Source organism: Streptomyces sp. NPDC005533, from assembly GCF_042871845.1.
Classification (GTDB): Bacteria; Actinomycetota; Actinomycetes; order Streptomycetales; family Streptomycetaceae; genus Streptomyces.
In genome coordinates this window covers 155927-177795 of the sequence record NZ_JBIAJH010000008.1, presented here as the reverse complement: position 1 = coordinate 177795, position 21869 = coordinate 155927, and the positions used below count along the sequence as shown (strand labels likewise).

Sequence of the window (21869 nt, the reverse complement as noted above, 5' to 3'; positions counted from 1 at the left end):
CCCGGAAACCGGTCCGCTACGGCGGGTAGACCTTGGCATATGACGACGCTGACGACGGCTCCCGGTTGCCCCGCCCCCACCGAACGGTCCGCGCCCGCCACCACCCGCGTCACCCCGCAGGGCGCCGCCTGGCTCGCCTCCGCCTGCGCCGACCCCCGGAGCACCCTCGCGCTCTGGGAGGCCCGGCCCGGCCTGCCCGCCACGCTGCCCTGCGGGAGCGCCTTCGACGTCGTCAACGTCCCGCTCGTCCTCGGCCGCCGCGTCCTGGACCTGCTCCGGGCCGAGGGGCCCGGCTCCGGGCCCGTCGCCGTGCACCGCGGCCGGATGCTCCTCTTCGCCGCCCCCGGCACCGCGCACCGGCTTCCCGCCCTGCTGGCGTGGGAGGAACGGGGAGGTGCCCGTACCGTTCCGGTGCCCCTGTGCCACGGCCCCGGCGACGCCGTGACCGTGCCGCCGCTGGCCGCCGCCCCCGGCTCCTCCCGGTGGCTGGTCGCCCCCGACGCGCGGACGCCGTGGCTCCCCGGGCCCGAGGCCCTGCTCTGGGCCTTCGTCCGGGCGGCCCGCAGCCCCGCACCGACCGGACCTGGGGATATCGATTTTTCGTTCCGCGGATCCTCCTGCTAATGTCTTCCTCGTCAGCAAGCGCCGCTAGCTCAGTTGGTTAGAGCAGCTGACTCTTAATCAGCGGGTCCGGGGTTCGAGTCCCTGGCGGCGCACAGACGAGAAGAAGGCCCCCACGCGAGTGGGGGCCTTCTTCGTCGTGCCCGGGTCACGTCGTGATCTTCACCGTGTAGGCGCCCGACCGGGTCCGGTCCGCCACCTTGATGGTGATCCGCTCCCCCGGCACGGTGTACGTCTCGCCGACCTCCAGCGGCGCGTCCGCCAGCGGCGGGTACACCGAACGGTCCCAGCACGCCTCCGTGTCCGGATGCGCGTCCATGACCTCGATGGGGCCGCCGCCGGACGCCGCCTCGTTGCGCACCCGGTAGACGAGGACCCCTTCCGTGCAGGTGTCCCCGTCGTTGCCGGCGGAGCCCCGCGCCTCGACGGCGATGGCGCTGCCGGGGCCCGTACGGATCACCGCGAGCCGGGTCCCGCCCGTGCCGCCGCTCGGCGGGGCCTGCGCCAGCGGCTGGAGCGTGTGCATGGAGGAGCCGGACTGCACGCAGTCCACCTGGGAGGCGTCCAGCCAGCCCAGCTTCCACTTGTGCCAGGCGAAGAGGTCCGGGGCCATCCCGAACTGACTGCCCATGACGTCCCAGTCGCCGACGTACGTGTCCCAGTCGCCCTTGCCGTCCGTGGGCCGGTGGTAGAGGTCGGGGAGGTCGAAGACGTGGCCGGTCTCGTGGGCGAGGACGTTGCGGTCGGGCGGGTGGCGTTCGAAGACGGTGACGATCCGCCGCAGTTCGGTGCCGTCCGCGACGATCGGGCGGTCGAAGTTGACGACCTTGGTGGCGTCGGAGTCCACTCCGGGCGCGTCCGGGTCGGCGACGAAGTAGACGATGTCGTACTTGGCGAAGTCCACCTCGGCGTCGGCCGCCCTGACCGCGTCCCGCAGGTAGGCGGCCCGGTCCTCGGCGGCCCAGTCCCGCCTTATCCCGTACGCGGTGGACGGCTTGGGCATCCGGATCCACTGCTTCTGCGGGTGCGGGGCGAGCCGGAACCGGCCGTACGAGGCCTGCTCGAAGAACTCGCTGGTGGCGGGGAAGTGGTCGCGGGCGAGCTCCGTGGTCGTGACGGTGGTGCGGTGGTCGGGGAAGGAGAGGAAGACCATGACCGCATCGAGCGTGCGCTCGGGCTTGGGGTAGGCGCCGTTCCAGCTGTCCAGGCCCAGCGAGTGGTGCGCGCCCGTCCGGGTCAGCGCGCAGGGACCGGCGCCGGAGTCGGCCACCGCGGGGCCCGCGACGAGCGACATGGCGGCGAGAGCGGTGAGGGAGGTGAGCGCCGCGGCGGTACTTCGGATGCGGGAACGGTCCACTCCCCCGGGTGTCTGCTGTCGCGCCACATCGACCTCCGGTGGTGGATTCGTACCTGTTTAGCCACCTTGAGGCGATTGTCTTACTAATGCCCTGTTCCGCTGCCCCACACGAGTGAGCAATGAGGCAAGTCGGTGACCCCCGGACTTCACGCACCTGCCTACAGAACGTCACGACCGATCACCCGAGATCAGCCAAAGCCTCCGCATGTTCACAGCCGCGCAGAAACGATCAAGCGATCTTGGTCCGGCAATCCGTCATCACGCCGAACTCCGGGGGCTCGCGCGGCGACGCCGCTGGATAGGGCCTCCCGGCAGCCTCTATGATCGGCACACTTTCCTGCACGGACACTCACGAACACTGCGGGAGCCAACGGTGAGCGGAACCTCAGAGGGAACCGGTTCGGCGGCCGACAGCATCCGATCGGCCATTACGGAGCGTCACTTGGCAGTGCCGTCAGCGTCGGCGGTGCCCTCGCGCGCCGGCGAGTCGGAGCGGCGCGACTACCGGGCCGCCTTCAACGCGGCCCACCTCGCCATGGCGGTCGTGGACCGCGAGGGCTACGTGGTCGCCGCCAACGAGGCCTTCGCCGGGCTGTTGGGCAGCGAGCCGCACGCGCTCGTCCACCAGTGCGCCGCGGACCTGGTGGACCTGGCCGCGGAGGCCCGCACCTGGGCCGCGTACCAGGAGGTGCTCCGCGGCCGGCAGGCCCGGCTGCGCTGCACCCGCCGCCTGAAGCACCCCGACGGGCACTCGCTGTGGACCGAGGTCACCCTGGGGCCCGTACCCGGGACCGGGGACGTCCTGCTGTCCGTCTCCGACATCAGCGACCGCCGCGACCTCCAGGCCCGGCTCCGGCACCTGCAGATGCACGACCCGGTCACCCGGCTGCCCAACCGGGCGCTGTTCTTCGAGCGGCTCTCCGCCGCCCTGGAGGCCTCCTCGTACGACCACGGGGGCACCGGCCGGATCGGGCTGTGCTACCTGGACCTCGACGGGTTCAAGGCGGTCAACGACACCCTCGGCCACCGCGTCGGCGACCGGCTGCTGACCGCCGTGGCGGCCCGGCTGACCCAGTGCGCCGACCAGTCGGGGTACGGGCGCACCGGCGGGCACCTGGTGGCGCGGCTCGGCGGCGACGAGTTCGCCCTGCTGGTCGAGGACTCCACCGGCACCGAGCAGCTCGCGGACCTGGCGCGGAGCGTACTGGCCGCCGTACAGGAGCCGTTCGACCTGGCCGGGCAGCGGCTGTCGGTCTCCGCGTCGATCGGGGTGGTGGAGCGGGCCACGGCCGGCACCTCGGCGACCGGGCTGATGCAGGCCGCCGACACGACCCTGTACTGGGCCAAGGCCGACGGCAAGGCCCGCTGGACCCTCTTCGACCCGGAGCGCAACGCGCACCGCATGACCCGGCAGGCGCTGTCCTCGACGCTGCGGCCGGCGGTGGAGCGCGGGGAGTTCGCGCTGGAGTACCAGCCGCTGGTCGACCTGGAGAGCGGAGTGGTGCGCGGGGTCGAGGCCCTGGTGCGCTGGAACCATCCGCAGTTCGGGACGCTGACGCCGAATCGGTTCATCGGAATTGCGGAAGAGGACGGTTCCATCGTCCAGTTGGGGCAGTGGGTCCTGCGGACGGCCTGCCGGCAGGCCCGGCGCTGGCAGATCGAGCAGCCCAGCGACGCACCGGTCTTCGTGTCGGTCAACGTGGCCGTGCGCCAGGTGTGGGACTCCGACCTGGTCGGGGACGTCGCGGAGATCCTGGCCGAGACGGGCCTGGCCCCGCAGCTGCTCCAGCTGGAGCTGACCGAGTCGGCCGTCATGGGCTCGGCGGGCCGGCCGCTGCAGGCGCTCCAGGCCCTCAGCGACATGGGCGTGCGGATCGCGATCGACGACTTCGGCACCGGGTACTCGAACCTCGCCTACCTCAGCCGGCTGCCGGTCTCGGTGCTGAAGCTGGACGGCTCCTTCGTGCGGGGCTTCCGCTACGACGAGGGCACGCACCCGAACCCGGCCGACGAGACCATCGTCGAGGCCCTGGTCCAGCTCGCCCACCGGCTGGGCCTGACGGTGACCGCGGAGTGCGTGGAGACCGCCGGGCAGGCGGCCCGGCTGCGCCGCGTCGGCTGCGACACCGGGCAGGGCTGGCTGTTCTCGCGCGCGGTGGCCCCGGACGTGATCGCCGGCATGATCGGGCGCCAGACCGCGGCCTCCGCGGCGTCCGCGGCCGCCTCGGCCGCCGCCGAGGCGGCCGGAGCGCAGCCCGACGGGCCCGCGGCAAGGCCGTGATCCGCGGGGCCGAATGAGCGCCGGCCGGACCCGCGGCGAAGGCCGGACCGCCCCGCGGGGTGGTCCGGCCTGCGCCCGCGCGGGGGCTAGCCGTTGACGACGTGGTCGTAGCGCAGGGCGACGTAGCCGGAGGCGGCGTGGCCGGCGATGCGTCCGTCGCTGCCTCCGTTGAGGTAGTCCTGACCGCGCATCATGTCGTCGTTGGTGTTGGCCTCGTGGATGTACGAGAACTTGCCCGCGGCCTTGTCGACCCACTTCTCGAAGAGCACCACGTGCCCGTCCAGGGTGTTCAGCGCGTCACCGGGCTGGAGGTCGGACTTGGAGATGGTGGCGGCGGCGCCCGGCAGGCTCTGCGTCGTGTAGCTGGTACCGGCGTGCCAGACCATGGAGACGAAGCCGGAGCAGTCGGTGCGGTAGGTGTGGTCGCCGTCCGGGTCGGAGGCGTACGCGCCCTGGTTGTAGGGGATGTCACGGCTCAGCCAGTTCGCGGCGCGGCTCATGATCTCGCTGCGGGCGATCTGTCCGCCCCTGGTGGAGGGGGTGGGGGTGGGGGGCGCCGGCGGCTGGTAGGTGCAGTCGCCCGCGAAGGCGGAGAGCAGGCTCTGGGTCCAGCCGCTCGCGTCGACCGGGTCGGCGGGGTGGTAGGCGATGTCGTCGCCCTTGCCGTCGGTGGGGTCGGCGTCGTGGTACCAGTACATCCCGCCGTTCGTACGGCCGTAGTAGAGGCCGCCGCCGGGCGAGACGAGGTTGTCGACCGCCGACCAGCCGGAGCTCTTGAGCACCGAGCTCTCCCAGTCCCCGACGCCGTTGATCTGGTACGAGAGCAGGCGGCCGTCGGCGGTGCTGGCGATCAGGACGTCGTCGCCGGCGGCGGCCAGCGTCTTCAGGACGAAGCCCGTGTCGATCACGGCGTGCTTGGCGATGTGGGCGGGACCGCTGGGCTTGGCCTGGGAGACGTTGTAGCGGTGGAGCTCGCCGCCGACCGTGCCGTAGAGGTGACCGGCGCCGTCGTAGGTCAGCTTGTCGAAGGTCCAGCCGCTGTCCCAGATCTTGGTGACACCGGCCAGGGCCAGGGCGCTGTCGTTGGTCTGGATGTCGACGCGGTACAGCTCGCCGGCCGTCGAGGTCACCAGGACGGTGTTGAAGTTGAGGGTGGCCATCGCCTTGGGCGTGAAGCCGAGGTCCGCGCCGATCAGGGTCTTGACGCGGTCGCCGGTGTTGGGTGCTATCGCCGTGTAGGTGAGGCGTCCGTCCGGGAGGATTCCGTAGACCGACACGTTGCCGCCGCAGATCGCGGCGGCCTGGGCCGGGGCCGTCGAGCTGAGGGTGACCATGCCGAGGGTGGTGGCGGCGACGGCCAGGGTGGCGGCGAAGCGGCGCTTGAGGGACGACGAGGACATGGGTGTCTCCGGATTCTGGGCAGCCCTGACGTACGCGCGTCGGGCCGGGGAAGTGAGGGGAGGGAGAAGAGGGGAGCGGGCGTGACGCGGGGGCCGCTCAGTACCAGTTGTTGTTCAGGAAGTGGGTCCAGGCGCCGCAGGGCGTGCCGTACTGGCCGTCGATGTAGGACAGGCCCCACTTGATCTGGGTGACCGGGTTGGTGCGCCAGTCGTCGCCGAAGGCGTCCATCTTCGAACCGGGCAGGGCCTGGGGGATGCCGTACGCCGTGGAGTTCGGGTTGTCGGCCCAGTAGCGCCAGCCGCTCTCCCGGTCCCAGAGCTGCTCCAGGCAGTTCCACTGGGCGGTGCTGTTCCAGGCGCCGCCGTCGTGCTGGTTCATCAGGTCGCGGCCGGCCGCCTTCACGGCGGGTATGTCGCGGCCGTCGAGCGGGTCGGCGGTGGTGGTGCAGGTGAACGTCTCCGGCTGGGCGGAGAGCAGCTGCTGCGTCCAACCGCCGGTGTTGACGGGGGTGTCGTTGTGGTAGGCGATGTCGGCGCCGCTGCCGTCGGCCGGGTTGGCGTCCTTGTACCAGTACATGGCGCCCGTGGTCTCGATCCGGCCGTAGTAGAGGCCGCCGCCGGGTGATACGACCTGGTCGAAGCCGGACCAGCCGGAGGCCTTGAGGTCGTCCCGGTCCCAGGTGCCGGCGCTGTTGATCTTGTAGGAGTAGAGTGCGCCGGCCGCCGTGGTGGCGAGCAGCCGGTCGTCTCCGGCGGCCGTGAGGGTCTTCAGGACGAAGCCGCTGCCGATCTCCTTGCGCTGGCCGATGTGCGCCGAGCCGGTCGGCTTGGGCTGGGAGACCAGGTACTGGAGCAGGACCCCGCCCGCCGTGCCGTACAGGTGGCCGTGTCCGTCGTAGGTGAGCTTGTCGTGGGTCCAGCCGCTGTCGAAGATCTTGACGGGCGGGCGTTCCAGGACGAGGGACTCGTTGTTGGTGAGGACGTCGAGGCGGTAGAGCGCGCCCGTCGTCGAGGTCACCAGCACCGTGTTGAAGTTGAGGGTGGCCATCGCCTTGGGCTCGAACCCGAGGTCCGCTCCGACCCGCACCTTCTTCAACGCACCGGTGGCCGGGGTGATGGTGCTGAAGGTGAGGCGGCCGTCGGGAAGGACGCCGTAGATCGAGGCGGTGCCGCCGCACGTGGTCGCGGCCTCGGCGGCCGGGGCGGCGGCGACGGCCGCGGCGGTGAGCAGTCCGGCGCCGAGGGCGGTGGAGAGTGCGGCCACCGCGCTCTTACGGGCAGCCTGACGGAGGGTGGTGGTCACTGCGTTCTCCTGAGGGACGTTCGCGGCGCGGCTCGGCGGGGCGGTAGCCGTGCGCCCGCAGCGGGGCGCGGGCGCCGTCGAGGATGGCGTGGGCCTGGGTGAGGGCCGCGGCTTCGGAGGCGGCCCGCAGGAAGAGGTAGACGTCCACGCCGTCGGCTGCGGCTCTGGTCCGCAGGTGTTCGAGTCCGTGGGCGGCGGGCGTGTGGGCCCAGATCAGATCGGAGACGAGCGCGAGCACGCCCTCCTGGTCCGGATCGGTACGAGGCCCTGAGAGTGAGGCTCGGACGACGCGCATCCCGGCTAGTCCCAGGGGAGGCTGTCCTCGACGGACGCGGGCGCCGTGTCCCAGTTGATGCTGCCGTCGGCGGAGGCGCTGACGCGGTGGTTCTCGGCGGCGGCGGTCACCGAGGCGGTGGTGACCGCGCCGAAGCACAGGGCGGTGAGGACGGCGGCGACAGCGGCGGTGCGGGCGGTGCGGGCGGTGCGGGCGGTGCGGGACATGGTTCCCCCAGGTCACAGGCTCGGAATCGATGCGTTCGGTGCGGTGTGCTGCGCGCTGACCCGGATCGTCCTTGCGGCTCTGGCCTGAGTCGGGGAGTTTCGTCCCCGCCGTCCCGGTGACCACCATGTTGCTGGCCCGTGGCCCGGCGAAGAAGAGGTTCCGGCTGTCACCAACAGGCCTGGCACCTTGGTGCCAGACTTCGCCTACGATCGCGGAGGCGACGCTCGCCGGGGGCGGCCCGACTACAGCCGGGGGGCTGGGAGATGCTGCAGACGCTGGGGCTCGGAGCCGACGTGGAAGCCGTGTACCGGGGCATGCTGGCCGACCCTTCGGGAGGCATCGCCGAGCTCAGCGCCCGCCTCGGCCTCACGGAGACCCAGGTCCGCGACGGCCTGGACCGGCTCGTCGACCTCGACCTGCTCAGACCGTCACGGGACTGCCCGGGCGGACTGCGCGCGGTGCGACCCGAACTGGGTCTGGAGCTGCTGCTGCGCCGCCAGGAGGAGGAACTGGCCCGGCAGCAGCAGGAGTTGGCCCGCAGCAAGGCGGCCGCGGCGCAGGTGGTCTCCGAGTTCGCGGAACTCAGCCCGAACACCGAGGTCGACGGCGCGGAACGGCTCGTGGGCATGGACGCCATCCAGGGCCGCCTGGAGCAGCTCGCGCACGGACTGACCCGGGAGTGCCTGGCGATCCTGCCGGGCGGCGCCCTGTCCGAAGCGAGCCTGGAGGCCTCCCGGCCGCTGGACCAGGGCGTGCTGGCCCGCGGCATCGAGATGCGCTCGGTCTACCAGGACAGCGCGCGCAACGACCCGACGACCCTGGCCTATGCGCGGTGGCTGACCGAGCAGGGCGGCCAGGTGCGGACGAGTCCGCTCCTGCCGCCGCGCCTCCTGGTGTTCGACCGTACGGTGGCGGTCGTCCCGATCGACCCGGACCACTCCCGGCTGGGCGCCCTGTGCACCAGCGCCCCCGGGATCGTGGCCTCGCTGACCACCCTGTTCGAGCAGACGTGGAACTCGGCCGTACCGCTCGGCGCGGACCGCCCCCGCCCCAGCGACGCCCGGCCCACCGCGACCGAGCTCGAACTGCTGAAGCTCCTGGCCTCGGGCATGACGGACGAGGCCGCCGCCAAGCGGCTCGGGGTGTCCCTGCGCACCGTACGACGGCAGATGTCCGCGCTCATGGAACGCCTGCACGCGACGAGCCGCTTCGAAGCCGGCCTCAAGGCGGCGCAGCAGGGCTGGCTCTGACGGGGGCTCCGCCGGTCAGAGGCTCCGCACGAACGTGACGAACGCCGTTGCCGTGACCGTGAAGACCGGCCCGTCGGGGTTCTTGGAGTCCCGGACCGCGACGAGGCCGTCTCCTCCGGTGGTTCCGCTGCACGAGACCCCGCGCCATGCGGCTCCGCCGAGGGGGGCACACTCGACGCAGTCACCGCCGGTCCCGCCGCTGTAGCTGGACTTACGCCACTGCACGCCCGCCAGGTCCTGCATGGTCTCCATAACGTTCCTCCCGTACACGGGCGATCAGAGCCGCCGATTCCTCCAGAGAGAGCGCTGCGGCCTGCAAATGGTCGTAGCGATGTGCACAGTCGCTGGCCGTCTCGGGATTCGCTGTCACATGAGCCGAACCGTAGCTCTCGGCGTAGACGATATCCGGGTCACCTTCGAACCGGAGAACGTTGAACGCCCCGACCGTGGCCGGGTGATGGCCGGCGCTGAAGGGAAGGATCTGGATCCGCATCTCGCGGGAATCCCGGAAGTTCAGCAGGTGGCTCAGCTGGTCCCGCATTATTTCGCGGCCGCCGAACGGCCGGTGCAGCACCGCTTCGTCCAGCACCACCCAGACGAGCGGCGGGCGTTCCCGGGTCAGGATGCGCTGGCGCTCCATCCTGGCAGCGACCGCCTCGTCGAGCTTCTCCCCCCACCCCGCCTTGAGGACCGCTCGCGCGTATGCCTCGGTCTGCAGGAGCCCGTAGACCAGCTGAGGCTGGAACGAGGAGATGTGCGTCGCCCTGGCCTCCATCTCCGCATAGGCCTGAAACCACGCCGGTAGCTGGCTCCGCAGGACCAGACCCACCAGGCGGGAGAACACACCGCCTGTGCCCAGCGCCGCGTCCACCCGTTCCGAGAAGTCACGGGTCGGCACCCGCTTGCCGTTCTCGATCATGCCGATCAGGGAACCTGTGCAGAAGATGATGCTGCCCAGCTGCGCCTGCTTGAGCCCCGCCTCCCCCCTCAGTCGGCGCAACTCGTAGCTGTAGTAGTCCAGCGGCGAGGCACTGGGATCGATTTCACGGGCCTGGACCATGAGACGGCACCCCCAAGCGGGAAATGAACTTGTCGCCGAGCGTAGTGGCGTCGACACGGTGAGGTGTTCGGAATCCGGCAACCATGTCACACACACCTCCGCCCCGCCCCCGGAGAGGGGACAGGGCGGAGGCGTCGCTCGGCGCGGGGTGGGGGGAGATCAGCAGGCGCCGAGGTCCTTCCAGACACCCCATTCACCGGTGGTGCCCGGCGTCTCGTTCTGCGTCCACCACTGGGCCTTGTACTTGCGGCCGTTGTGGGAGACCTCGTTGCCGGCGGTGTAGATGGTGCCCGCGACGTACGCCGGGGTCGAACCGCAGCCCGTGGTCGGCGGGGTCGTCGGCGGCGTGGTCGGCGGCGTCGTGGGCGGAGTGGTCGGAGGCGTGGTCGGAGGCGTGGTCGGCGGGACCGTGGCGGAGCCGAGCGCGTCCGAGATCTGGTTCAGCAGCGTGGTGTTGTTGTCCAGGCCGAGGAGGGAGTACATCATCGCTCCGGCCAGACCGCGCTGCTTGCCGTAGTCGACCCGGGCCTGGATGGACTTCTGGTTCAGACCGGTGAAGAACTCGCCGTCCTTGTAGAAGTACGAGGCCTTGGCCTGGTCGTCCCAGAAGGTGGTCGCCGGGTTGTCGACGAGGCCGCCGAGCTCCTTGTAGTTGGCGATGCCGGCCTGCTGGCTGGTGGGCCGGGCGCCCGAGGCGCCGGTGGCGGACTGGGCGAGGCCGTTGGTGGTCCCGGCGGGGACGCCCTTCCAGCCGCGGTAGTAGAACTCGTAGCCCAGGGTCAGCTTGTTGGCGGGGAAGCCGCCGGTGATGCCGTAGGCCGGGTTGCCGTCGATCCAGGAGTCGATGGCGTTGTCGATGCTGTACTTCTGGGTGCCCGGCGCGATCGGGTCGGTCGGGTCGTTGGCGCCGGAGTACAGCGGGGACTGGTGGTACGTCGGCCCGTCGCCGTCCCAGGCGCCGTGCATGTCGTACGTCATGATGTTGGCGTAGTCGAGGTACGCGCCGATCTTGTCCGTCTCGATGTACTTGATCTTGTCCTGGCCGGCCGGGAGGGCGGAGGTCAGGAGGTACTTCTTGCCGCCGTTGGCCGCGCCGTAGGCGTCGAGCTGGGTGCGGAACTCCTTGAGCAGGAGCGTGAAGTTCTGCTTGTCCTCGGGGGCGTAGTGGTTGCCGAGGTGGCCGCCCGAGGAGCCCGGGTACTCCCAGTCGATGTCGATGCCGTCGAAGATGCCGGCCGCGACGCCCTGGCCGCCGTAGCCGCCCTCGACCGGCAGGTTGCCCTTGATGTACTGGTCGATGCAGGAGGACACGAGCTTCTTGCGGGAGGCGTCGGTCTTCGCCGCGTCGCTGAAGTACTTCGAGTAGGTCCAGCCGCCGATCGAGATGTTGATCTTCAGGTGGGGGTACTTGGCCTTCAGCTGCTTGAACTGGTTGAAGACGCCGACGATCGGCTGGTCCCACTTGTCGGCGGCCCCGCTGACGCTGTCCGCGGCGCTGAAGGACTTCTGGTAGTCGGCGTACGAGTCGCCCGCCCCGTCACCGGCGTTGGGGTTGTTGTCGTCGCCCGCCGCCTTGTTCGCCTCGAAACAGGTGAGGTCGGTGGGGTGGATGTTGCCGAACGAGTAGTTGATGACGTCCAGCTTGCCCGCTATGCCACGGGTGTCGAGGTGCTTGGGGTAGAAGGCGTTCCCGTACACGCTCCACTGGTCGTAGTAGGCGATGCGGACGCCGCCCGCCGCGGCGGTGGTGCCGGCGCCGGCGGCCTGGGCCGTGCCGAGTCCCGCGAAGGAGGCAAGCGCTCCGGCTGCCAGCGCGGCCGTGGCGGCGGCTGCGATGAGGGGTTTACGGATGTGCATGAACCGCTCCGTGGGGGTGGGAGGAGAGAGCAAGAAGTTCAGGTGAGAGAAGTGATAGCGATCACTCCAGCCCCGCGTCAATGGTTCGGACCAAAGAAGGACTAGACCACTCCCGCGCTATTTCCCCAAGTCAGAGAGTTGAGCGCACATCAGAAACCGCTCGCCACCCCGGGTGACGAGCGGTTTAAGGCTGCCTTCAGACATCCCCCCGCAAGGTTTCGTCAACAAACCAGCCAAACCCCGTTCGCATGCTCGATACGGAAGTCGACCCTCCTGTTTGCATCCCCGCTGCTTCGCTCGCGGCCCGGCGGCGGCACCCCGGTGCACGCCCCAACAGCCCGGGGCGCTAAGGCCGCAGCGGGATGATGCGGCGCGGGGGGTGCTCGGAGGGCTCGCCGGTGCCCGCCGGACGGGCGGGCCCGGTCCGCGGGCCGAGCGGGATGATCTCGCGTCCCGGCAGGCTGCCCGGCTCGGGCTGCCGCCTCGGGGCGCCCGCAGGGGTCAACGGGATGATGCGCCGCGTGGCCGCCGTCGAAGGCGCCGCCGTCGGGGCGACCGCGGGTGCCGGAGCCGGGGATCGGGGCAGCGGGACCGGAGCGGGCGGGAGCCCGGTCCGCCGCACCGCCTCGGCGTGGACGGCCCGAGCGGTGGAGCTGATGGCGTGGAGCCGGCCGGTGACCACCGAGTACGTGAACGCCGCGATGTCGACTTGCTCGGCGTAGGTCAGGGCCGGCTGGCTGTATCCGGAGTTGATGAAGAAGTACAGGCGACCGGGGTTCCCGGCCCGGGCCCCGTACAGCTCGCGCAGGGGCTGCACCCCGATGGCCTTGCCGTAGAACTTGACCTGCGCGAAAGCTCCGTCGCCCACGACGTCGACCCCGCCGTCCGCCCCGCCGGTGGTGGACGTGGCGCGGGGATGCCCCAGCCAGCGCAGCCAGTCGACCGCGTTCGCCTCGGCGGCCTGCCAGTCGGCTATCCCCCGCGCGACGGGCTCGTCCGCCGGCAGCTGATGCATCACGTGACGACCGCCAATACTCGGGGCGAATGGGCAGGGAGCGATCCCGAAAAAAGGCCGGGCGCGCGGTCATGCTAGGTGAACGGGCATCGCTCGGGTGGGTCAACGCGAGTAGAACGGAGCTGATTTCACAGAATGGACAGACCGTCACCGGGCGGAAGATCTGCCCCTAACATGTGCTGCCCCCACGTGATCTGACGACATCGAGGAAGAGCCGAATCTGTGGCCGACCCGAAATTGCTGGACCAGACTGTGCTTTCCGTCGAGCTGCGTTCCGTGGCCTCGGCTCCCGAGCTCACGTCACGCCGGGCGGAACTGGAGGCCCTGGCCGACGCCCTGGACGGCGACGGACCCCTCGACCCCTGGACGGAGCTGGATCTCCTGGCCGGTTACGCCCGTCCGGAGAGCCTGACGCGGGTCGATTCGGAGCGCGGGACGAAATGGCTGGCAGGCGCCGAAATCGCGTTGGGGGTCATCGTTTTCCTCCCTTTGCTGATCACCTGGTTCGGATTGGTACAGGCCAGCAATGCCTACGGCGAGCTGATCAGCAGTGATCCCGCACAGGCCGAACGGCCCTTTCTCCAGCTGTGGCAGTCCGGATTCGGCGGCAGATTGCCCGGATGGCTGACATTCGGCAGTGTCGCCACCGACGCGACCGTCCTCATCGCCGGACTGCTCCTCATCTCCGGACTGCACGCCGCCAAGCGGGGCAGGGTGTCCGCTCGCGCCGCAGCCGCCGAACTGCGCGGAGAGCACCTGCTCGACGCGCTCGTCCCGCTGCTGACCCGTATCCAGCTGGTGCTGAACACCCATCGGCTCTCCTCCCCGCAGCGTTTCACCGCCGAACTGACGTCGGCCTCCCGGCGGCTCGGCAAGCTGACCTCCCAGGCCCTCGACGCCCACGGCAGGCTGACCGAGGCGGCGGAGTCGATATCCGAGACCACCGCGGCCGCGCACGACCAGCTCGACCGGGTCGACCGCTCCGTGGCCCCGCTCACCGACGCGGTGGAGCGGGTGGAGAAGGTGGTCCGCGAGAACGCCGAACAGGGGGCGCTGATCGCCGCCACCGTGGATGCGGTCGGTACGGACACCAGGGCGAGCCTGGAGAAGTTCGCGGAGGCCGTGGGCGACGAGCTGCAACGGATCGGCGTACGCGTCGAAGGCGTGGTCCGCGAGAACGCGCAGCAGCTCGCCGGGGTGAACGCGGAGACCGGCGCGGGCCTGGAGAAGCTCGCCGATGTGGTCGGTGGCCAGCTGTGGCAGGCGAGCGAACGCGTCGGGGAAGCGCTGGCCGACCTCTCCGTGGCCCAACGCGGCTTCACCACGGGTACGGAGCTCGTCGCCGACGTCACCGGCCAGGTACTGGACGCCCTGCACGCATCGGCCAGCCGGCTGAGCGACGTCGCCGTGGACGTGAGACGAGGCGCCGACCTGGTGAGCGGCAGCGCGGCACAGTTCGCGGCCGGGGTCACCACCCTCCAAGGCCTGGGCACCGTACACCTGCCCGTGGAGGACGCCGTACCGCCGGGGAACCCGTCGAACGAGTCGCGGAGCGTCGACTTCCAGAAGAAGCAGGCTTCGTGAAGCGACTCGGAACGGGGACCGCCTTCACCGGTCCCGCCGCGATCGCGGGCTGGCTCTTCGCCGACATGCTGCTGGTCTTCGCCCTGGTGGCCCTCGGCAGCCAGCCCGACCACCCGGTGGATCGCGCCTCGGCCGCCCCCGCACCGGCCCCGACACCGGCTGCCACCGCGGACGTGAAGCAGGCCGGGCCGCGGGCCGTGGAGAAGAAGCCCGTGGAACTGAGCGTGAGCGGAAGCCCCGACAGTCGGGAGGCCCTCATCGCGCAGATCCGGGCCGCCACCGCCGGGCACCAGGGCCGGGAGGCCGCCATCGTGCTCACCTTCGGGCGGGGCGGCAACGCCGACGCCGGGCAGGCGTACGCGCACTCCGTGAACCAACTGCTGGCCGTGGCCCGGCCGGAGATGTTCCCCCAGACCACCACCCGGGACTTCCACTACCTGAGCGGCCCCAGCGGCACCGCCGAAGTGGAGATCTACTTCTTCACCCCCACCACCTGACGCGCCTCGAAACGGGAGTAATCCGTGCAGCTTCTGCCCTTCTACATGGTCTGCGACGAGTCCGGGTCCATGGGTGGTGAACCCATCAACGCCATCAACAGCGCCCTGCCCGAGCTCTACGACGAGATCAGCTCCAACCCGACCGTCTCGGACAAGACGCGGTTCTGTCTGATCGGATTCTCCAGCGAGGCCCGGGTGCTCCAGCCGCTGGCCGACATCAGTGAGCTCACCGGACTGCCCGCCCTCCAGGTCAGCGGGCTGACGCACTTCGGCCATGCCTTCGAGACCCTGCGTCTGACGATGGAAGCGGACGTCGCCCGGCTGAAGGCCGAGGGGCATCAGGTGTACCGGCCGGTGGTCTTCTTCCTCTCCGACGGCGTGCCGACCGACAGCTGGGCACAGGAGTACGCCGCGCTCACGGGCCCCGCGGCCGGGATCCGTCCCCACATCGTCGCCTTCGGCATCGGGGACTGCGATCGGGCGACCATCACCCAAGTGGCGACCTTCAAGGCATTCATCCAGGAAGACGCCTCCGTCTCGCCGGCGGCGGCGCTGCGGGAGTTCGCCACCGCACTCACCAAGTCGATAGTCCGTTCCGTCAACGGCATGGCCCCCGGCGGGCAGGGACCCAACCTGCAGGTGGCGGACACGGTGCCCGGCTTCACCTCGATCCCGCTCGACACGGTCTGAGGGCGCGGCAGATGAGCGAGAGCACCGACCCGACCGCGAGCGGCGCGGACACCCCCGTCCTGGAAGTCCCGGCCCTGCCGGACCCCGGGGCCGAGGGAGCCCCCGTCGCCCCGCCGGCGGACACGGCACGGCCGACCGAGCCGGACGCGTGGCGGGGCCACGGCGACCTCCCGTACGTCGGACCACGGCCGCCGTCCTACAGCCCCGACCCGGTGCGGCTGCCCCTCCCGGAGGGAGCACGCACCGAACTGGTGATTCCCGACATCGCCCTCGACGGAGCCCGCTACGGCCGGCTCACCGTCCGCGGCGCGTCGGTGAAAGGGGACCTGCACCGCTACCGGGGCGAGCAACGGCAGGACGCCATGCTGCTCGCCCAGGTCGGCGAGGGCGAGGACGAGCTCCTCTTCCTGGCCGTGGCCGACGGGGTGGGCTCCGCCCCCAAGTCGCACCTCGGTGCGCACCGGGCCTGCCGGCTGGCCTCCGTGGCGGTCGGCAGGTGGCACGCTGAACTGTCCGGAGCCCTGCGCGCGGGTGACCGTACGGCCCTCCATCAGGTGGCGGACAAGGTCGTCTCCCACGTCAGCACACGGCTCGCCGACTACGCCATGCCCGACGCTCCCGGCATGTACGCCACGACCCTGCACTGCCTGCTGGTTCCCACCGCCCCCGAGCGCCGGGAGCGGGTCCACTTCGGGGTCGGTGACGGCGGGCTCTTCCGGGCGCGCTCCGGGGTGTGGGAGAACCTGCAGGAGCCCTGGGACCGGTCCGGCTCCGGCGAGGTGATCGACACCGGGACGGCGGCGCTTCCGAGCGAGTCGCCGAAGGCGGTCGTCCAGTGGCTGACGGCGGAGCCCGGCGATCTGTTGATGATCTGCACGGACGGCCTGTCCAACCCGATGAACGAGCCCAGGGTCCAGGAGTTCCTCCTCACGCACTGGGCCTTCGGAAGGATTCCCGGCCTCACGGAATTCCTCTGGCAGGCGCAGGTCCGGGCCAAGAGCTACGACGACGACCGCAGCGCCGTCTGCGTGTGGGAGGAGCAGCCGTGACGGCCCGTACCGGCGCGGCCACCGGCATCGACGTCGAACTGCGGGCCCTGCGGCTGGGCCACCGGCTGGCGTCCGGCGGCCAGGGACACATCCACGAGCTGTCCGACGAACCCGGACTGATCTTCAAGGAGTTCTACAACGGTCGGCCCGACCCGCACGCCCTCGACGCCCTCGTGAAGCGGCGGCAGAGCCTTCCCGCCGCCGAGCAGGCGGTGCTCGACGCCCAGGCGGCCTGGCCGCTGTGCCGGGTGACGGAGGGCGGCAGGGTGATCGGCTTCCTCATGAACCGGGTGCCGGGGGCGTTCGCCTGGAAGTCCCTCGGCGGGAAGACCATGCTGGCCGAGATCCAGTACCTCCTGCGCCCGGCGAAACCCGCCTACCAGTCCCTGCCCCAGCCGACACCCGAGCAGCGTCTCGAACTCGCCCGGGCCTGTGTCGCACTCCTGGGCCGCCTGCACGACTGGGGCCTGGTCTTCGGGGACGTCTCCCACGCCAACCTGCTGTGGTCGGTGCGCCCCCTGCCCGCGGTCCACCTGATCGACTGCGACGGCGCCCGCCGCATCGGCAGCATTCCCGTGCTCGCACAGGCGAACACCCCGGACTGGGACGACCCGCTGGCCCCGCCGGGCCACCCGACGCTCGACAGCGACCGGTACAAGGTGTCCCTGCTGGTGGGGCGGGTCCTGGCGTGCGACCCCTACCTGCGCCCGGCCGATGCGTGGCACCCCGTTCCCGGCACGCTGAACGACACCCAACGGGCGGCGGTGGAACGGCTGCTGCGTCAGGCGGCGGGGCCGTACGGCGCCCGACCGGACATGCGGCAGTGGGCTTCGGCCCTGTCCGAGCGGAAAACCATCCCGTGGAGCCCGCCCGCCCCCCGCCCGGCCCTCACCGTCGACCCGGCCATGCTGGACGGTCCTTCGGCCCGCCGGACCATCCGGCTGCGTCCGTAGGCGGGCGGGCCACCTCAGGGGCGTTCCGCCAGGGGCTGCACGGGCATGCCGTACGCGTCCGCGACGAGCTCGTACGAACGCAGCCGGGCCGCGCCGCTGTGGGCGTTGGCGGTCAGCATCAGTTCGTCCGCGCCCGTCCGCTTGGCGAGGTCGTCCAGTCCGGTGCGGACCTCGTCGGGGGTGCCGTGGACGATGTTCGCGAGCCAGCCGTCCACGAACTCCCGCTCCGCCGGGGAGAAGGGGTACGCCGCCGCCTCCTGCGGCGTCGGGACCAGTCCGGGCCGCCCGGTGCGCAGCCGCAGCATCGACAGCGCGCCGGTGAGCACCTGGGCGCGGGCCTCCGCGTCGGTGTCGGCGGCGAGCGCCGAGACCCCGATGACGGCGTACGGGGCGTCCAGGACGGCCGAGGGGCGGAAGCTCTGCCGGTAGAGGTCGAGGGCGGGCAGGGTGCCGGCCGCCGAGAAGTGGTGGGCGTAGGCGAAGGGCAGGCCGAGCTCGCCGGCGAGCCGGGCGCTGAAGCCGGAGGAGCCGAGCAGCCACAGCGGCGGGCGTCCGGCGGGGCCCTGGACGGGGCCCGGTACGGCGTGCACGCGGGCGTACGGGTGCCCGTCCGGGAAGTCGTCGTCGAGGAACCGGGTGAGCTCCATGAGCTGGCGGGGGAAGTCGTCCGCGGACTCGTCGAGGCGCCCGGTCCCGCGCAGCGCGGCGGCCGTGCGGCCGTCGGTGCCCGGGGCCCGGCCGAGCCCGAGGTCGATCCGCCCGGGGGCGAGCGCCTCCAGGGTGCCGAACTGTTCGGCGATGGCGAGCGGGGCGTGGTTGGGCAGCAGGACGCCGCCCGATCCGAGGCGTATGCGGGAGGTGTGCGCGGCGAGGTGGGCCAGGATCACGGCCGGCGAGGAGCTGGCGACGCCGGGCATGGAGTGGTGTTCGGCCACCCAGTGGCGGTGGTAGCCGCGGGACTCGGCGAGCCGGGCGATGGCCACGCTGGTGCGCAGGGAGTCGTGGGCGGTGCTGCCGGCGCCGACGGTGACGAGGTCCAGGACCGAGAGCGGTACGGTGGCCCGGCCCTGTGCGGCACCCCGGATGTCGCCGTTCCCGCCGTGCTGTCCATGTGCGCCACCGGTGTCACTCATCGTCGCTCCCGTCTCGCCGTGTCGTCCGTACGAAGAATTCGAACCGTGAACGGCGGCCGGGCATTCCCGGCGCACCGGGACAGCGCGCGTGACCGTGGCATATGCCAGCGGAGTAGATCCAGGCAGAGAGACGTGATTGAGCCATCAATCTCCCCAACAGGCGCTCCACATGGGCCTCTTGATGGCTATCGTGGTAGGGCAAGCGGTAACAACCTGCTAGGGGGAAACCGTGGCGCTGAAGCCCGAGCCGACCGCGCCGTTCCACTCGGTGCAGTACGCACTACGCGTACTCGAAACGATCGCACGGCACACCGGTGGTGTGACCGACGTGCAGATCGCGCGTGAGACCGGCCTGCCCGCCGTCCATCTCGCCCCGATGCTGCTCATGCTGCGTCGGGAGGGGTATGTCCTGCAGGTCTCCGACGGCGCCTACGCCATAGGGGACTCCCTCGTCCTGCTCGGCTCGGGCATCGACCGGCAGCAGGCGCTCACGGACAAGCTGCAGGAGACCCTGGACCGGCTGCGCGACTCGGTCGGCGCGGCCGTCTACATCAGCCGGTACGTGGACGGCGAGGTCAGGATCACGCAGTTCGCGGACAGCCCCCGCACGCCGAAGGTGCACGAGTGGGTGGACTTCCGCTCCGCCGCGCACGCCAGCGCCGTCGGAAAGTGCCTGCTCACGCAGCTGGACCTGAACGGGCGGCGCGACCACCTGTCCCGGCACAAGATCGCCCGGCTCACGTCGAAGACGATCGTGAACGAGCGGATCCTCTTCTCCAAGCTGGACGCCCAGCCGGCAACCGTGCCGATGCTGGACCTGCAGGAGTACGCCGTGGGCACGGTCTGCGCGGCGGTCCCGATCACGGCCGGCGCCTCGGTCGGCTGCCTGGCCCTGTCGATGCCGGTCGAGCACGCGCACCGGCTGCGCGCCGCGGCGGACACCCTGAACCGGAAGGCCGCGCCGCTGCTGCTGTCGCTCACGCTCTGACCGCGGGGGGGGCGGTACGCGGGCCGGAAAACACTTCGGGCGGTTCCCGGTGAACCGGAAACCGCCCGAAGGACAGGTGCGCCGCCAGGGACTCGAACCCCGGACCCGCTGATTAAGAGTCAGCTGCTCTAACCAACTGAGCTAGCGGCGCCTGCTGACAGAGAAAATACTACCTGCTCCTCAGGGGTGCTCAAAACCAATGGGGAGGTCCTGGCGGGGGCTCTAGTTCCGGAGGTACGCGAGGACCGCCAGGACCCGGCGGTGGGTGTCCTCGGCGGGCGGCAGGTCGAGCTTCCCCAGGATGTTCCCGATGTGTTTGCCGACGGCCGCCTCGGAGACCACCAGCGTGCGGGCGATGGCCCCGTTGGACTTCCCCTCCGCCACCAGGCCCAGCACCTCCCGCTCGCGCGGGGTCAGCGCGGCTAGCGGATCGCGCCGCCGGCGCAGGAGCTGGCGCACGACCTCCGGGTCCACGACCGTGCCGCCGCCGGCCACCGTGACCACCGCGTCGAGGAACTGCTGCACCTGCCCGACCCGGTCCTTGAGGAGGTAGCCGACGCCACTGCCGTCGCCGGAGTCCAGCAGGTCCGCGGCGTACGAGCGCTGCACGTACTGGCTGAGCACCAGCACCGGCAGGCCGGGCCGGGCCGTCCGCAGCTCCACGGCGGCGCGCAGTCCGTCATCGCCGTGGCCGGGGGGCATCCGTACGTCGGTCACGACGATGTCCGGGGCGTGCGCGGCGACCGCGGTCCGCAGCTGGCCCGCGTTCCCCACGGCGGCCGCCACCTCGTGGCCGAAACGCGTCAGCAGACCGACGAGCCCTTCGCGGAGCAGGACCCCGTCCTCGGCGAGGACGATCTTCAGGGGCTCACCGGGCACGGGATCTCCAGGCTGAGGACGGTCGGGCCGCCGGGCGGGCTGGTGATCGTCAGTGTGCCATCGAGGACGGCGATCCGGTCCGCCAGTCCGGTCAGCCCGGATCCGGCCGCCGGATCCGCTCCGCCGCGGCCGTCGTCCCGTACGTCGATCAGCAGCGCGGCGCCGGTGTGCCGGGCGGTGACGGCGGCGCGGGTGGCGCCGCTGTGCTTGCCGGTGTTGGCGAGGGCCTCGCACACGCCGAAGTAGGCGGCGGCCTCGACGGACTCCGGCAGCCGGGGCAGGCCGGCGGCCAGGTCGGTGTCGACGGGGACGGCGGAACGCTCGGCGACGTCGGCGAGCGCGCCGGTCAGGCCGTAGTCGGTGAGCACCTGGGGGTGGATGCCGTGGATCAGCTCGCGCAGTTCCCCGAGCACCTTGGCGGCCTCGTCGTGGGCGGCGGCGAGCTGATCGGCGAGCGGGCCCGGGGGCGCGTCGAGGCGGGCGAGGCCGAGGGTCATGGTGAGGGCGACGAGCCGCTGCTGGGCACCGTCGTGGAGGTCGCGCTCGATGCGGCGGCGTTCGGCCTCGTAGGCGTCGACGAGGCGCGCCCGGGAACGGGTGACCTCGGCGAGCAGTCCCCGGAGCTCGCGCTCACGGGGGGGCGAGGAGGGCGCGGGTGAGGGCGGCGCGGGCGCGGGCGAAGGCGCCGAGGGGGTAGAGGAGGGCGGGGAGGAGCGCGGCTCCGGCGACGGCGAGGGCGCAGGCGGCGGGGTAGGAGGTGACCAGCCACAGCTTGATCACCTTGACCTCGCCGTCGGCGGAGAGGGCGAGCCGGAGCGGTGTGGTGAGCAGGAGGAGGGGCAGGCCGAGGAGGGTTCCGACGGCGACGAGGTCGACCCACCAGAGCAGGAAGCCGTGCAGGACGGCGTGGGCGAGCTCCCGCCAGGTGGCCTGCTCGCGGAAGCGCAGCCCGGCCCAGGCGAGGAGGCCGGGCTCGGCGGGCGTGCGGTGGGGGGTGGCGGCGGGGTCGAGGCCGTGGTCTAGGGCGGCGAGCCGCAGCCGGCGGCGCTCTACTGAGGCGGCGGGGATGCCGGCGAGGCCGAGCAGGGCGAGGAGCGGGAAGCCGATGGCGACGGGGGCGAGGGCCGCGCCGGCGGTGGCGAGGAGGACGAGGGTGAGGAGGGTCGGGATGCCGGTGAGGGCGCTGCCGGCGAGGTAGCCCGCGGCTCGCCACGGGCGGGCGGAGCGGAGGTAGTGGCCGCGGGGGGCGGGCGGGGCATCGTCCATGCAGGCACGCTAGCCGCGGCCGCCCACCCGGACCATGGCCCTAGCCCCCCCGACCGGGTATCCCCACCCCTACCCCCTGCCGCGCGAAGCGACCCCCGACCCGGGCCCCGCTGCCCGGCGCGGGTCCCGCTGCGCGATGCGGGACCCGCTGCGCGATGCGGGTGCCGCTGCGCGGCGCGGGTAC

19 protein-coding genes, 2 tRNA genes and 2 pseudogenes are annotated in these 21869 nt (G+C 71.6%); 10 read left to right on the top strand and 13 right to left on the bottom strand.

Annotated elements, in window-relative coordinates; translation table 11 throughout:
- Nucleotides 1-39: 39 nt before the first annotated feature.
- Both ACFYP3_RS10960 and ACFYP3_RS10955 read left to right on the top strand, forming a co-directional pair.
- Nucleotides 40-652: pseudogene (locus ACFYP3_RS10960) on the top strand (bifunctional DNA primase/polymerase).
- Nucleotides 643-716, top strand: a tRNA-Lys gene (locus tag ACFYP3_RS10955). Before ACFYP3_RS10960 ends, ACFYP3_RS10955 begins: the two are co-directional and overlap by 10 nt.
- A 53-nt stretch (nucleotides 717-769) precedes the next feature.
- Here ACFYP3_RS10955 and ACFYP3_RS10950 read toward each other — a convergent pair.
- Entirely contained in the window at nucleotides 770-2005 is a 1236-nt protein-coding gene (locus tag ACFYP3_RS10950) for a M6 family metalloprotease domain-containing protein (protein ID WP_388830060.1), read from the bottom strand.
- A 346-nt stretch (nucleotides 2006-2351) separates the two neighbouring features.
- Here ACFYP3_RS10950 and ACFYP3_RS10945 point away from each other — a divergent pair, with 346 nt between their 5' ends.
- Entirely contained in the window at nucleotides 2352-4259 is a 1908-nt protein-coding gene (locus ACFYP3_RS10945; RefSeq protein ID WP_388830057.1) for a putative bifunctional diguanylate cyclase/phosphodiesterase, read from the top strand.
- An 86-nt stretch (nucleotides 4260-4345) separates the two neighbouring features.
- On the opposite strand, the gene ACFYP3_RS10940 is transcribed toward ACFYP3_RS10945, so the two are convergent.
- From ACFYP3_RS10940 to ACFYP3_RS10925, 4 genes are all read right to left on the bottom strand, one after another.
- Complete coding sequence (locus ACFYP3_RS10940; protein ID WP_388830054.1) at nucleotides 4346-5659, bottom strand: tachylectin-related carbohydrate-binding protein; 1314 nt, start codon at nucleotides 5657-5659, stop codon at nucleotides 4346-4348.
- 97 nt (nucleotides 5660-5756) lie between these two features.
- Nucleotides 5757-6962, bottom strand: a complete 1206-nt coding sequence (locus tag ACFYP3_RS10935; RefSeq protein ID WP_388830051.1) for a peptidase S1 and S6 — start codon at nucleotides 6960-6962, stop codon at nucleotides 5757-5759.
- Nucleotides 6931-7200, bottom strand: a complete 270-nt coding sequence (locus tag ACFYP3_RS10930) for a hypothetical protein (RefSeq protein ID WP_388830048.1) — start codon at nucleotides 7198-7200, stop codon at nucleotides 6931-6933. Before ACFYP3_RS10930 ends, ACFYP3_RS10935 begins: the two co-directional genes overlap by 32 nt.
- 62 nt (nucleotides 7201-7262) lie before the next feature.
- Nucleotides 7263-7463, bottom strand: a complete 201-nt coding sequence (locus ACFYP3_RS10925) for a hypothetical protein (RefSeq protein WP_388830046.1) — start codon at nucleotides 7461-7463, stop codon at nucleotides 7263-7265.
- Nucleotides 7464-7727: 264 nt separating this feature from the next.
- Here ACFYP3_RS10925 and ACFYP3_RS10920 point away from each other — a divergent pair, with 264 nt between their 5' ends.
- A complete protein-coding gene (locus ACFYP3_RS10920) occupies nucleotides 7728-8714 on the top strand; it encodes a LuxR C-terminal-related transcriptional regulator (protein WP_388830043.1) in 987 nt (328 codons plus the stop codon).
- 15 nt (nucleotides 8715-8729) lie between these two features.
- Here ACFYP3_RS10920 and ACFYP3_RS10915 read toward each other — a convergent pair whose 3' ends face one another.
- The 4 genes from ACFYP3_RS10915 to ACFYP3_RS10900 all read right to left on the bottom strand — a co-directional run bounded on the left by ACFYP3_RS10915 (nucleotide 8730) and on the right by ACFYP3_RS10900 (nucleotide 12646).
- Entirely contained in the window at nucleotides 8730-8966 is a 237-nt protein-coding gene (locus ACFYP3_RS10915; protein ID WP_388830040.1) for a DUF397 domain-containing protein, read from the bottom strand.
- Nucleotides 8926-9774, bottom strand: coding sequence for a helix-turn-helix transcriptional regulator (locus ACFYP3_RS10910; RefSeq protein ID WP_388830037.1), 849 nt, complete (start codon nucleotides 9772-9774; stop codon nucleotides 8926-8928). The genes ACFYP3_RS10915 and ACFYP3_RS10910 overlap by 41 nt, the downstream gene beginning before the upstream one ends.
- A 159-nt stretch (nucleotides 9775-9933) precedes the next feature.
- The gene (locus tag ACFYP3_RS10905; protein WP_388830034.1) at nucleotides 9934-11631 is read right to left on the bottom strand and encodes a glycosyl hydrolase family 18 protein; all 1698 of its coding nucleotides are present in this window, start codon (nucleotides 11629-11631) and stop codon (nucleotides 9934-9936) included.
- 346 nt (nucleotides 11632-11977) lie between these two features.
- Nucleotides 11978-12646: a restriction endonuclease gene (locus ACFYP3_RS10900; protein WP_388830030.1), complete on the bottom strand. Its 669-nt coding sequence runs from the start codon at nucleotides 12644-12646 to the stop codon at nucleotides 11978-11980.
- A 252-nt stretch (nucleotides 12647-12898) separates the two neighbouring features.
- Here ACFYP3_RS10900 and ACFYP3_RS10895 point away from each other — a divergent pair, with 252 nt between their 5' ends.
- From ACFYP3_RS10895 to ACFYP3_RS10875, 5 genes are read left to right on the top strand one after another with little or no spacing between them, the layout of a single operon-like run.
- Complete coding sequence (locus ACFYP3_RS10895; RefSeq protein WP_388830028.1) at nucleotides 12899-14230, top strand: methyl-accepting chemotaxis protein; 1332 nt, start codon at nucleotides 12899-12901, stop codon at nucleotides 14228-14230.
- The gene (locus ACFYP3_RS10890; RefSeq protein WP_388830025.1) at nucleotides 14227-14727 is read left to right on the top strand and encodes a hypothetical protein; all 501 of its coding nucleotides are present in this window, start codon (nucleotides 14227-14229) and stop codon (nucleotides 14725-14727) included. The genes ACFYP3_RS10895 and ACFYP3_RS10890 overlap by 4 nt, the downstream gene beginning before the upstream one ends.
- A gap of 24 nt (nucleotides 14728-14751) precedes the next feature.
- Nucleotides 14752-15417: a VWA domain-containing protein gene (locus ACFYP3_RS10885; protein ID WP_388830022.1), complete on the top strand. Its 666-nt coding sequence runs from the start codon at nucleotides 14752-14754 to the stop codon at nucleotides 15415-15417.
- Nucleotides 15418-15428: 11 nt separating this feature from the next.
- Nucleotides 15429-16466, top strand: coding sequence for a protein phosphatase 2C domain-containing protein (locus tag ACFYP3_RS10880; RefSeq protein ID WP_388830019.1), 1038 nt, complete (start codon nucleotides 15429-15431; stop codon nucleotides 16464-16466).
- Complete coding sequence (locus tag ACFYP3_RS10875) at nucleotides 16463-17419, top strand: hypothetical protein (RefSeq protein ID WP_388830016.1); 957 nt, start codon at nucleotides 16463-16465, stop codon at nucleotides 17417-17419. Before ACFYP3_RS10880 ends, ACFYP3_RS10875 begins: the two co-directional genes overlap by 4 nt.
- 14 nt (nucleotides 17420-17433) lie before the next feature.
- On the opposite strand, the gene ACFYP3_RS10870 is transcribed toward ACFYP3_RS10875, so the two are convergent.
- Nucleotides 17434-18552, bottom strand: a complete 1119-nt coding sequence (locus tag ACFYP3_RS10870; RefSeq protein WP_388830013.1) for an LLM class flavin-dependent oxidoreductase — start codon at nucleotides 18550-18552, stop codon at nucleotides 17434-17436.
- 229 nt (nucleotides 18553-18781) lie between these two features.
- Between ACFYP3_RS10870 and ACFYP3_RS10865 the strand changes: the two genes are divergently transcribed.
- Nucleotides 18782-19540: an IclR family transcriptional regulator gene (locus ACFYP3_RS10865; protein WP_030718073.1), complete on the top strand. Its 759-nt coding sequence runs from the start codon at nucleotides 18782-18784 to the stop codon at nucleotides 19538-19540.
- 77 nt (nucleotides 19541-19617) lie between these two features.
- On the opposite strand, the gene ACFYP3_RS10860 is transcribed toward ACFYP3_RS10865, so the two are convergent.
- The 3 genes and pseudogenes from ACFYP3_RS10860 to ACFYP3_RS10850 all read right to left on the bottom strand — a co-directional run bounded on the left by ACFYP3_RS10860 (nucleotide 19618) and on the right by ACFYP3_RS10850 (nucleotide 21685).
- Nucleotides 19618-19691 (bottom strand) — tRNA-Lys (locus tag ACFYP3_RS10860).
- Between the two features lie 71 nt (nucleotides 19692-19762).
- Nucleotides 19763-20419: a response regulator gene (locus tag ACFYP3_RS10855; RefSeq protein ID WP_388830009.1), complete on the bottom strand. Its 657-nt coding sequence runs from the start codon at nucleotides 20417-20419 to the stop codon at nucleotides 19763-19765.
- Nucleotides 20401-21685: pseudogene (locus ACFYP3_RS10850) on the bottom strand (sensor domain-containing protein). Before ACFYP3_RS10850 ends, ACFYP3_RS10855 begins: the two are co-directional and overlap by 19 nt.
- Nucleotides 21686-21869 lie beyond the last annotated feature (184 nt).

Bases quoted from the DNA above. Each gene is read 5' to 3' on its own strand.
- ACFYP3_RS10915 (WP_388830040.1), bottom strand. From the start codon at position 8,966: ATGGAGACCATGCAGGACCTGGCGGGCGTGCAGTGGCGTAAGTCCAGC.
- ACFYP3_RS10900 (WP_388830030.1), bottom strand. From the start codon at position 12,646: ATGCATCAGCTGCCGGCGGACGAGCCCGTCGCGCGGGGGATAGCCGAC.
- ACFYP3_RS10940 (WP_388830054.1), bottom strand. From the start codon at position 5,659: ATGTCCTCGTCGTCCCTCAAGCGCCGCTTCGCCGCCACCCTGGCCGTC.
- ACFYP3_RS10870 (WP_388830013.1), bottom strand. From the start codon at position 18,552: ATGAGTGACACCGGTGGCGCACATGGACAGCACGGCGGGAACGGCGAC.
- ACFYP3_RS10880 (WP_388830019.1), top strand. From the start codon at position 15,429: ATGAGCGAGAGCACCGACCCGACCGCGAGCGGCGCGGACACCCCCGTC.
- ACFYP3_RS10920 (WP_388830043.1), top strand. From the start codon at position 7,728: ATGCTGCAGACGCTGGGGCTCGGAGCCGACGTGGAAGCCGTGTACCGG.
- ACFYP3_RS10925 (WP_388830046.1), bottom strand. From the start codon at position 7,463: ATGTCCCGCACCGCCCGCACCGCCCGCACCGCCCGCACCGCCGCTGTC.
- ACFYP3_RS10910 (WP_388830037.1), bottom strand. From the start codon at position 9,774: ATGGTCCAGGCCCGTGAAATCGATCCCAGTGCCTCGCCGCTGGACTAC.
- ACFYP3_RS10905 (WP_388830034.1), bottom strand. From the start codon at position 11,631: ATGCACATCCGTAAACCCCTCATCGCAGCCGCCGCCACGGCCGCGCTG.